A 9788-nucleotide genomic window follows, 5' to 3' on the forward strand; every position below is an offset into this window, starting at 1 on the left:
GCGCACTCACATGCGTATCCGCTCGTTTCTTCAGCATGACCTGGCCCGGCTCACCGAACTGACCATCGAGACGTTCGGACCGTTCTACGAAGACTCCTTCCGCCCCCTGCTGGGCGAGGTGGTCTTCGCCAACCAGCACGGGAAGTGGCGCGACGACTACGTCAAGCAGGTCGCCGGGCTCCACGACCCCGCCGAGCACCGGTACGTTGCGGTCGCCGAGATCAACGGCACCATCGCCGGTTACGTGGCCTGGGCGGTAGAGCCTGAGCGCCGAAATGCCAGCGTCACCATCCTCGCCGTGTCTGCGGAGCACCGCCGGCTCGGCGCGGGCACCGTGCTGTGCGAGCATGCGTTCGCCGCGATGCGGGACCTCGGCGCCGAGGTCGTCACGATCGGCACGGGCGGGGACGGATTCCATGCGCCCGCCCGAGCCCTGTACGAAGCACTGGGCTGCACGCCGCTGCCGGTCGCCGTCTACTACCGGGAACTCTGATCTGATCCGGGGCGGGTTGCGGCGACGCACCCCGCCCCGGTCACAGCGTCTTCCATCTGGACGGCGGCCTGCTCAATACCCGCCAGCCCGCTCAGATCGGTCAACGGCGCACCCGATAGCGCAGGTGAAGCACCCGGTCGCCCTGAATCACCACGTCAGGATCCTCCAACAGGTGCTGCGCGTGGACCGACCCGAAGTAGCGCTTGCCGGACCCGAACACCACGGGTACGACGTCCATGCGCACCTCGTCGACCAGGCCCGCGGCAAGCACCTGGCCGCCGACGTCGCCAGCGGCGACCTCGACGATGCGGTCACCCGCGAGCTCCTGCGCCTTGGCCACTGCTGCCTTGACGCCGTCGACGAAGTGAAACGGCGCCTCCGGGTCCCAGCCCTCGGGCTTCGGCCGGTGCGTCACGACGACCACATGGTCGATCCCGCTCGGAGGCTTCCCGTCCCAGCCGTCCGTCATGTCGAAGACGCGGCGGCCGGCGATTGTCACCCCGATCTGGTCCCAGTATGGCCGGATGTAGTCGTGGGACGTCCGTGACACTTTCAACGCGCCGCTGTCGTCCAACGGGACGTCACCGCTCGTCAACCAGTCGAACAGCGGTCCCGGCTGGTCATTCTCGTCCGCGATGAAGCCGTCCACCGACACCGAGCTGTACATGACTACTTCGCCCACGGGCGCGCTCCTCTGCTTGGGGATGCCCTCAGGTTAGAGTTTCGTGGGCTGTCGCTCTTGTAAGGAATCAATCGGTCGGTAGCGGCCAGCCGTCCAGCACGTGGCCGGGGTGTTCGCGCAGGAACCGCCGCCTGACCTCGACGTACCGGGTCGGTGTGAGCCCGGTGAAAGCCCGGAACTCGTGGCCGAAGTGGGCCTGGTCGAAGTAGCCGGCGCCACCGGCGAGGTCGGCCCAGTCGATCGGTTCGGCCGGGTTGATCGAGAGCACGGTGGCGGCGAAACGGTAGGTGCGGGCAAACCGCTTCGGCGTGACGCCGATGAGCTCCTTGAACCGCTGTGCCAGGTGAGTGCTGCTGACACCGGCGGAAACCCTCAGGTCGTCGATCGCCACCGCCCCGCTGGTCGCAGCGATGATGCGGCTCGTGTGGCGGACCAGCCCCAGGCCGGCCGCCTCGCCCAGCCGTCGCGTCAGCTCCTCCTCGAGCAGCGTCAGCATCTCGTGAGGTCCCTCGGCCGTGGCCAGCCGGTCTCGCAGCTCAGCAGTGGCGGGCCGGCCCCACACCTGCTCTATCGTCGCCGGCCGGTCACACAGCTCCGCTGCGGGCATCGGCAGGAACGGTGCCATCCCCCACGGCTTGAAGTGCACGCCGACGGACCGGGTCCGGAGTGGGTAGCCGAACTCGAACGCGCGGGTGGGCGTGGTGACCACGCAGCCGTCGGCGTACTCGGCCGTCTCGATGTCGGAGCCGGCACGAATGCGAAACGGTGCCCCGAGGTTGACGACGAGGATCGCCGCCGGACTTGCCGGCAGCGTCAGCCGGGCGTACGGCGGTGCACCCTCCAGGTAGTAAAGGTCGTCGATCAGCCCGTCCAGCGGCGGTCGCGGCACTCTGGACACGTACTCCACGCCGCCAGTATCGCCGAGGTGACCCCGGGAAACCTGGGTCACCACCAGTCGAAGTAGCGGCCTGCGTGGAAGATCCCCACGCCGATGGCGGCGACGATGCCGACCACGAGCACGACCGGAGCGATCACCACGCTGCCGGCCGCGATGCCGATAGCGCCCGCGGCGATGGCCAGACCCGCCCCGATGCCGACGCCGCCGGCCACCACCCCTGGCGTGTCGCCGGCCTCGGCGGCCCGGTTCATGCTGACGTAGGAAACGGCGGCCAGACCGATGCCACCGATCACCAGTCCGGCGGTCATCGCGCTGACGGTGGCGACAGTGGCACCGGGCACGGCGATGGCGTACAGCTCAAGGCCACCGCCGACCGCGCCGAGCGCGTCACCGACGCCCATCTCCCAGTCGCCGTGCTGGTAGTCGCCCCAGAGGGCGAACGCCGACAGGCCGAACCCGACGACACCGAGCCCCTTGCCGAGCATGCCGGTCCGGCCCGGCAGTCCGCGTACGTGCTCCGACGCCGTGGCACTGGCCGGGATCTTCCGCCCGCGTCCCGGGTTGGTCGCCGTGCGGATCGCGTTTCCGGCGCTGGCCGGCGCGTCGGTCTCGGTGATGATGACGGCCTGGGATCGCTTGCCTGCCATGGTGCCGCTCGGGTTGGCCTGGATCGCGGCGTCCGCGTCCCGGGTCGCCGACCGGGCGATGTCACCGACCTTGTCGTACACGTCGGTCGACTTGATCTGCTTGACCGCGGTGCTGGTCTCCAGGTCGAAGTTCGCCGTGTTGTCGCGCCACGGCATGCCGTACAGCCATTCGAGGATGTTGCCGCGGAACGTCCCCCGGCCGCCTTTGAACTTGAAGTTCCAGATGAACTTCTCGGCGGCGGGCGCGGTGTGCGCGGCGGCCCCGCCGACGGCGCCGGGTGCGGCCGGAGCTTTGCCGCCGGTTTCGGCCGGCGGCGCGGCGGGTGGCGGTTCGGGTGGCGGGGCCGGCGCGGGTGGCGGCGGCTCGGCCGGTGGCGGCTCCGGTGGTGGCGGGGGTGGCGCGGGCTTCGGCTTCGGCGGTGCCGGCGGCGGCAGTACGGCGTGCAGCACCCAGGTGCCGCCCGGGTGCTCGGACCAGTTGCCGCCCTCCAGGTTGAGGGTGACGTTGGCCTGGTAGTAGATGACCGAGTTCTTGTTGTTGATCCGTGGGTCGAGGGTCGCGCCGTGGCTGCTGAGGTAGCGGCGGAAGTCCTCCACTGTGGGGTTCTCGGACCCGGTGAAGTGCGACTCCGTGATGGAGATGTTGTGGGTTTCCGGCCCCTTGACAGTGGTGGGCTTGAACCCGGACGGGTCGACCATTCCCACCGGGTTGTTGCGGCAGTACCGGAACAGGTTGCCCCCGTCGGCGAAGCCGCCCGGGTCGCTGCTCGCCCACCTGCCCAGCCACGGCACGTAGTACCGAGCCCCGGCATAGCAGAAGCCGGTCTCGTCGTCCACCTCGTGCCCACCGAAGCGGTACCGCTTCAGGCTGAGGTCGGCGCCCGGCCGGCCGTACCGGTAGGCGGTAGTGCCGTACGGGTGGTACTCCTCGTAGGAGATGAGGACCCCGGCCGCGTCGGTCTCCAGTGCGGCCGAGCCGAGGTGGTTGGTGAGCTGGTAACGGATCAGCGGAACGCCGAGCGGGTTGGCCGGGTCGAAGCCGCCGACGTCGACGGTCTTGACGTCCACCTGGGCGACCGGGCCGGTGTCGTCGGCGATCGTGGTGGTCCACCGTTCGTGCTGGAGGGTGCCGGTGACCCGGTTGCGCCGGCGGAACACGGTGACCGCACCCAGGAAGATCCATTCGAGTTGGACGCTGCCCGGCCGGTCCACGACCTTGCGCAGCCGCTGCCCGCTCGCGGCGTAGACGAACCGGGCCTCGCCACCGCCGCCGAGGTCGACCCGGCGGAGCTGGTCGTGGACGTTCCACTCCAGGGCCGGCAGGTGCGGCATGGCGGTCAGGTTGCCGACGGCGTCGTGCGCGTACAGGGCCGAGTAGGGGCCACCGTCCGCGTCGCCGGGCAGGCTCGTGGAGGCCAGCCGGTTCGTGGCGTCGGCCGGGTCGTCCTGGTACGCGTACCGGTGGTGCCGGGTCCAGCCGGCACCCACCCCGGCCTGCGTCCGGAACCGGTGCCGGAGCACTGTGAGGTTGCCCAGCGGGTCGTACTCGTACTCCTCGGTGTAGGCACGTACCGCGCCGGCATCGGTCAGGCTGCCGGCCGGCGGCACGTCGGTCTGGTCGCGGATCGCGTCGTTGGGCGCCCCGGCCAACTCCCGCCCGCTCGCCCGGACCAACTGGTAGAGCGGGTCGTACACGTAGTCGCTGGCGGCCGGCACCGCCGCGTTGCCGAAGAAGGTGGGCGCGCCCGGTTCGGCCACCCGGGTCAGGTTGCCCACCGGGTCGTACGTGTAGCGCAGGTCGCGTACCCCGGCGGTGAGCAGACGTTCCAGCCGGAACGTCATCGGGTCGTAGAAGTACTCGGTGACCAGTCCGTTGCCGTGCCGGGCGAACCGCCGCCGACCCAGCGCGTCGTAGTCCTGCTCGGACAGGAACTCCACCTCTGCGCCCTGGCCGCGCAGCCGCGCGGTGAGCCGGCCCAGCATGCCGCCCTCGAGGTAGGTCGGTCGTAGCTCGGTGGCGTCGGGCAGGGTGACCACTGTCGGGCGGTTCACCGCGTCGTACTCGGCGGCGGTGCCGAAAACCTCGCTCTCCAGCAGTGGCGCCGCGGCGGCAAGCAGCGCGGCGTGGTCGGGCGCGGCGGCCACCGGTGACCAGTCCGGGCCGTCGACGTGGTCGGTGGCGAGTCTCCGTTCGGCGCGGCGCGGGTTGCCCTTGAAGTCCACCTCGGGCACCCGCACCTGGCCCGCCGGGTCGAACACCAGGTACGGCACGCCGTGCAGGCCCAGCGCCGCCGCGTCCGGATGCCGGTCGCCGAAGACCACGTACTGCACGCAGCGCTCCGCGTCGGCGGACTCGCTGACGTACACGCCGACGGGCCGGTGCAGGGCGTCGTACGTGGTGCGGAAGGTCCGGCCGTGTTCGTCCCAGATCCGGCGCACCCCGCCGAGCACATCCTGGAACACCCACCGCTCGCCCTTCTCGGCGCTCCACGACCGCACTCCCGCGCCGTGCATGGCGGTGGCCGCGTTGGCGATGTGCCGGCCCAGCGCGTCGTACCCGTCGGAGGACCGGCCGGTCAGGTCTCCCCTGGTGCGGACGCCGAACCGCTGGCCGGCGCCCCGGTCGGCCTCCGTGTAGACGGCCCGGCCGAGGCTGTCGAAGTGGATCACGGAGGGCGTGTCGGCGTGCCCGGCGGCGAGCCACGCGGCGCGGGTGGCCGGGTCGGCCGGTTCCGGATCGGACACGGCGGGGCTGCCCCGCTCGGCGTACCACTGGCTGTCGAGCACGGTGTCGTTGGCGTCGAACAACCGGTGCGACCAGGCCGTGGACTCGACCCGGCTGAGGGTGCCGTCCGGATAGCGGGTCAGCACGGCCCGGCCCAGCGGGTCGTAGTAGCGGATCGCGGTGGCACCGATCTCGCGCAGCGCCGCCGCGTCCTCGTACTCGTGGGTGGTGCTGAAGTAGGGCTGGTACCGCTTCACCGGATTGCCCTTGTTGTTGACCACCGTGCGGCCGGTGCCGACCCAGCGCGGGTCGGCGTCCACCTCGACGGCCACCCCGTCCTCACCCACCTCCAGGGCCCTGCCCGGATGCACCCGCGACTTGGTGATCGCCACCCCACCGGTGCCGGTGCTGTACTCGTAGCTCTCCAGCCAGCGCGAGTTGGTCGGGCCGTGCCGTTCCCGGTGCCGGCCCCGGCTGTACGCGGGCTGACCGTTGACCACCCAGTTGAACGGGTCGTAGGTGAACGTCAACGTCGGATCGTCGAGCGTGTCGCCGTCCCCGGCGCCGGGCCGGCCGAGCAGCGCCGAGGCCACCACCCTGCCCAACTCGTCGTAGCGCACCGCGCGGCGCTGCCCGTTCGGGTCGGTGACGAGGCTCGGGCCGAGCACCAGGTAGTCGTTGACAGCGGTGGTGACCGACCAGGTCGCCTGGTCGATGGTCACCCGCTCGGTGAGCAGGTGGTAGGCGTCGAAGGTGACCGCCGTCGCCATGCCCAGCGCGTCCCGGGCCCCGTCGGACAGGTAGAAGTGCGCGGCCGGATCGGCGGGATAGCGCATCTCGCCGGAGGGGATCCACCAGTCCGGGCCGCCGCCGAGGTGCACGTAGCCGGCGGCGGCCAGGTCCGCGTCGGTCACCGCCGTGCCGTAGCCGGCGGCCAGCGCGGCCGGGGTGAACGCGAGCTGGTACGTCTGGTGCCCCAGCCCCAGGCTGTCCCACTGCCCGGCCGGCAGCGGCGTCAGCGCGTTGTCCCGGAACCGCACCTGTGACCGGGACAGCAACCGCCGCTGCGCGCTGACCTCGTCGGCCACCACCTCGTACCCGATCGGGGTGGCCGCGGCGAACCCGGCGAGCAGTTCGGCGCGGGTGAACAGTGGGCCGGCCGGGGTCAGCCCGGTCAGTTCGTACCCGAGGGCCTCGTACGCGGCGCGGATCCGGTACGCCGGCACCGGCAGCGTCTCGTCGATGTCCGGGGTGTACCGCTGCTCGCCGTACGTGACGTGACGGCGCCGCTGTTCGGCGGTCACCTCGACGGGCAACTCCGGGTCGGGCGTGGTGCGGCCGTAGACCACCGCGGCGGCCTCGACCACGGTGCCGTACGGGCCGAGGACCAGGTTGAGCCGGTGGCTGATCCGGGGCTCGTCCGGCTCCCGGTCGTAGGAGAGGCTGACCGCCTCCCGCTCGACAGCGACGAACACGTGCGCGTCCAGCCGCTGCACCTGGTACGTCTGCTCGACCACCCCGTACGGGTGCTCCTGCGCGGCACTCCCGTCGTACGAGTACACCTCCTGCCGCAGCGGCAGGCCGCGCAACGCTCGCCGGCTCTCCCGCAGCTCCGCGGCGGAGACTCCGGCCGGCAGCTCCGCGGTGGGCAGCTGCCGACCGGCGTACCACTCGCCGGACAGGTCGACCGGGGCGCCGGTGTGGTACCAGGTCTTCGTGGTGACCGGTGGCTGGTACAGCTCGGGCGAGGTGTCCTGGTTCCCGTCGACCGCCTCGACGCCCAACACGTGGTCCACGAACGACTCGCCGTCGATCTGCTCGACCATGCCGAAGCCGGCGAACTCCCGCTCGACGCCGTCGTAGTGCCCGTGGTGGTAGCGGTAGCCGGTGACCAGCCGGGTCCCGGCGATCCGGTCCACCTGCTCCACCCGCTCGACGACCTGCACCGGGAACGGCAGCCTGGTCACCCACGGCTGGCCGGCTCGCCGGTCGGCCAGCTGGAAGGCGGTGGAAGCGGCGTACCGGATGGTGGTCTCGCCGCCCAGGTTGTTCACCACCCGGGTGAGCAGGTGCGGCTTGCCGTCGGCGGCCAGGTCCAGGTAGCGCACCGGACCGGCGGCGTCGCCGGGCAACGGCGACGACCACACCAGGCAACCGGTGCCGGCACCCAGCAGGTCGGTCACCGTCACCGTCGAGTCGGGGGTGACATGCGGCAGGTCGGGCAGCTCGGCGGGGGCCGACCAGCCGTTGCCGGACTGGTTGTACCAGAGCCGGATCTCGCGTCGGCCCAGGTAGCACAGGTCCATCGCGCCGGTGCCGTCCACGTCGGTGAGGAGCACCCGGGCCGGGTCGAACTCGTCCAACCCGGTGAACCACGGCGCGTCGTCCATCTCGACCTTTGCGCCGAATCGCCCGTAACCGACGTTGGGCCAGTAGCAGACGGATCCGTCGCGGACCCGGACCAGGTCGGTGAGCCCGTCGCCGGACATGTCGGCGAGGAAGATGCTCTGCCGGTCATCCGAGCGCAGCAGCCGCGGCCCACGGTCCTCGTCGGCGGGCCAGAGCGCGGGCCGCGCCGGGCCGTACCCTGCCTCGGCCAGCGACTCGTGCCAGGCAAGCACTGTGTCACCGGCGATCAGCAGGTCGGCCCGGCCGTCCCCGGTGAGGTCCAGCAGCAGCAGGTCGGGGCTGGCCCAGTCGACGGCGGGCAGCTCGCGGAACGGCTGGAAGCCGGACCAGCCGGCGTCGTCGGTGCGGCGGACGAAACCGGCCGGTACGGTGCCGAGCTGGACCAGCTCGATCCGCCCGTCACCGTTCACGTCGACCAGTTGTTGGCGTCCGCCGGCCAGGTCGGTCAGCGACGGCACTGTGGGCAGCGCGGCGACCGGGCCGATCCGGCCGGCACCGAGGTTCGGCCGGTAGTAGAGGGCACCCTCGTGCCCGGTCAGCACCCCGGCGAGCCCTTCGCCGTCGAGGTCCACCCACAGCTCGGTCCGCCCGTCCACGCCGGCCGGCAGGTTCTCCAGGCTGCCGCGCTCCAGTTCCCGGGTCGTCGCTGCGATGGTGGCCGGTGTGTATTCGAAGGTCACCGGGGGCAGTGCGGCGCTGGTGTGCCCGCCGCCGGCGGCCGGGGCGTAGCCGCGCTGGGTCGCCTCGACCAGGGTGGACAGCACCGGCCCGGCGGCGTATTCCAGCTCCACCGCGCGGACCAGGCAGTTCGCGCCCACGTCCGGCTCGTCCGGGAAGTGGTGGAACATCAGGATGCGGTGGCACAGCCGGTAGGTGCGGACCTCGAATCCCGCGCGGTAGGTGGAGAACGGGTCCGGCCGGCAGGTCCAGTCCCCGGTGTCAGCGGGTAGCGGGGTGTCCGGGTGGTGCTCGCCGTAGTCGAGCACCACCTCGAACAGCCAGCCGGCGTCGGCGATCTGGGCCGGCGTCAGGTCCACCGGGCGTCGGCCGTCGGGGTCGAGCAGCGGCACCGTGTTGCCGTACCGCACCGACTTGAGGTAGCGGTTGACGTTCCGGTCGGTGCGGTGTCGCTCGTGCGGCCGGTCCAGGTCCAGGCCGGCGGTGTCCTCGGCCTTGTACGTGTAGGTGACCGCGTTGCCCCGATCGTCGCGGGTCTCGCAGAGCAGCCAGGTGTGCACCCGCCCGCCCAGCCCGATGCGGGAGCCGCCGTCGCGGCCGTACACGGCCAGCAGGTTCGACCCGGACAGGGTGCGCCAGTGCACGTCACCGTCGGAGTCCCGGGTCCACCGCTCGATGCGGGCGAACGCCCCCTCGGTCCGTGGCCGGAACCGCTGCACCGTGTGCCCGGCGACCGGAGTGCCGCCGGGCACCGGGATCAGATCGTCCTCCCCGGACAGCAGGAAGGTGTCGGTGTCGTCGTAGCGGGGCAGACCGCGGTCGGTGCGCCGGCTGATGGCCGGCACGGGCATCTGCCAGCCGAGGCCGAACGGGCCGTTCCCGGCGCCCGAGTCGTAGCTGAGTGTCAGGTCGGGTTGGAACCCGGACCGTCCGCCGCTGACCGGGATGGGAACGGACATGCCGCCGGTGCCGGTGACCGGGTGCGCGGCGAAGGTCTCGCCGATGGCCCGGATCGCGCCGCCGCCGGTGGGCAGGCTGATCGCCGGTCCGCCGAGTCCCGGCCCGGTCGCGCCCCGACCGGCCGGCGGCGAACCGGCGCCGGTCGCGTCGGTCGGCGCCCCGCCCGGTCCGAATGCCCCATCCGCTCCCCCGGGAGCGCCGGCGCCGGTCGGGTCGGCGGAGCCGCGCCACCGGGAGCCGGGCCCCGGCCCCCACGATCCGCCGCCGACCGGGTAGCTGGTCGTCACCGCGCCCCC

4 protein-coding genes are annotated in these 9788 nt (G+C 72.0%); 1 reads left to right on the forward strand and 3 read right to left on the reverse strand.

The window, feature by feature from the left end:
• Positions 1 to 10 precede the first annotated feature (10 nt).
• Positions 11 to 493, forward strand: coding sequence for a GNAT family N-acetyltransferase (locus FB453_RS21690; protein ID WP_145792878.1), 483 nt, complete (start codon positions 11 to 13; stop codon positions 491 to 493).
• Positions 494 to 593: 100 nt separating this feature from the next.
• Here FB453_RS21690 and FB453_RS21695 read toward each other — a convergent pair whose 3' ends face one another.
• The 3 genes from FB453_RS21695 to FB453_RS21705 all read right to left on the reverse strand — a co-directional run bounded on the left by FB453_RS21695 (position 594) and on the right by FB453_RS21705 (position 9779).
• Entirely contained in the window at positions 594 to 1175 is a 582-nt protein-coding gene (locus FB453_RS21695; protein ID WP_145792880.1) for a dihydrofolate reductase family protein, read from the reverse strand.
• A gap of 67 nt (positions 1176 to 1242) precedes the next feature.
• On the reverse strand, positions 1243 to 2082 hold the full coding sequence (locus tag FB453_RS21700) for a helix-turn-helix domain-containing protein (protein ID WP_486480367.1): 840 nt from the start codon (positions 2080 to 2082) through the stop codon (positions 1243 to 1245).
• A gap of 38 nt (positions 2083 to 2120) precedes the next feature.
• The gene (locus tag FB453_RS21705) at positions 2121 to 9779 is read right to left on the reverse strand and encodes a SpvB/TcaC N-terminal domain-containing protein (RefSeq protein WP_145792883.1); all 7659 of its coding nucleotides are present in this window, start codon (positions 9777 to 9779) and stop codon (positions 2121 to 2123) included.
• Positions 9780 to 9788: the final 9 nt, after the last annotated feature.

The sequence above is a fragment of the Micromonospora sp. CNZ322 genome, from assembly GCF_007827755.1.

Coding starts and splice junctions, on each gene's coding strand:
- FB453_RS21690 (WP_145792878.1), top strand. CDS start 11: ATGCGTATCCGCTCGTTTCTTCAGCATGACCTGGCCCGGCTCACCGAA.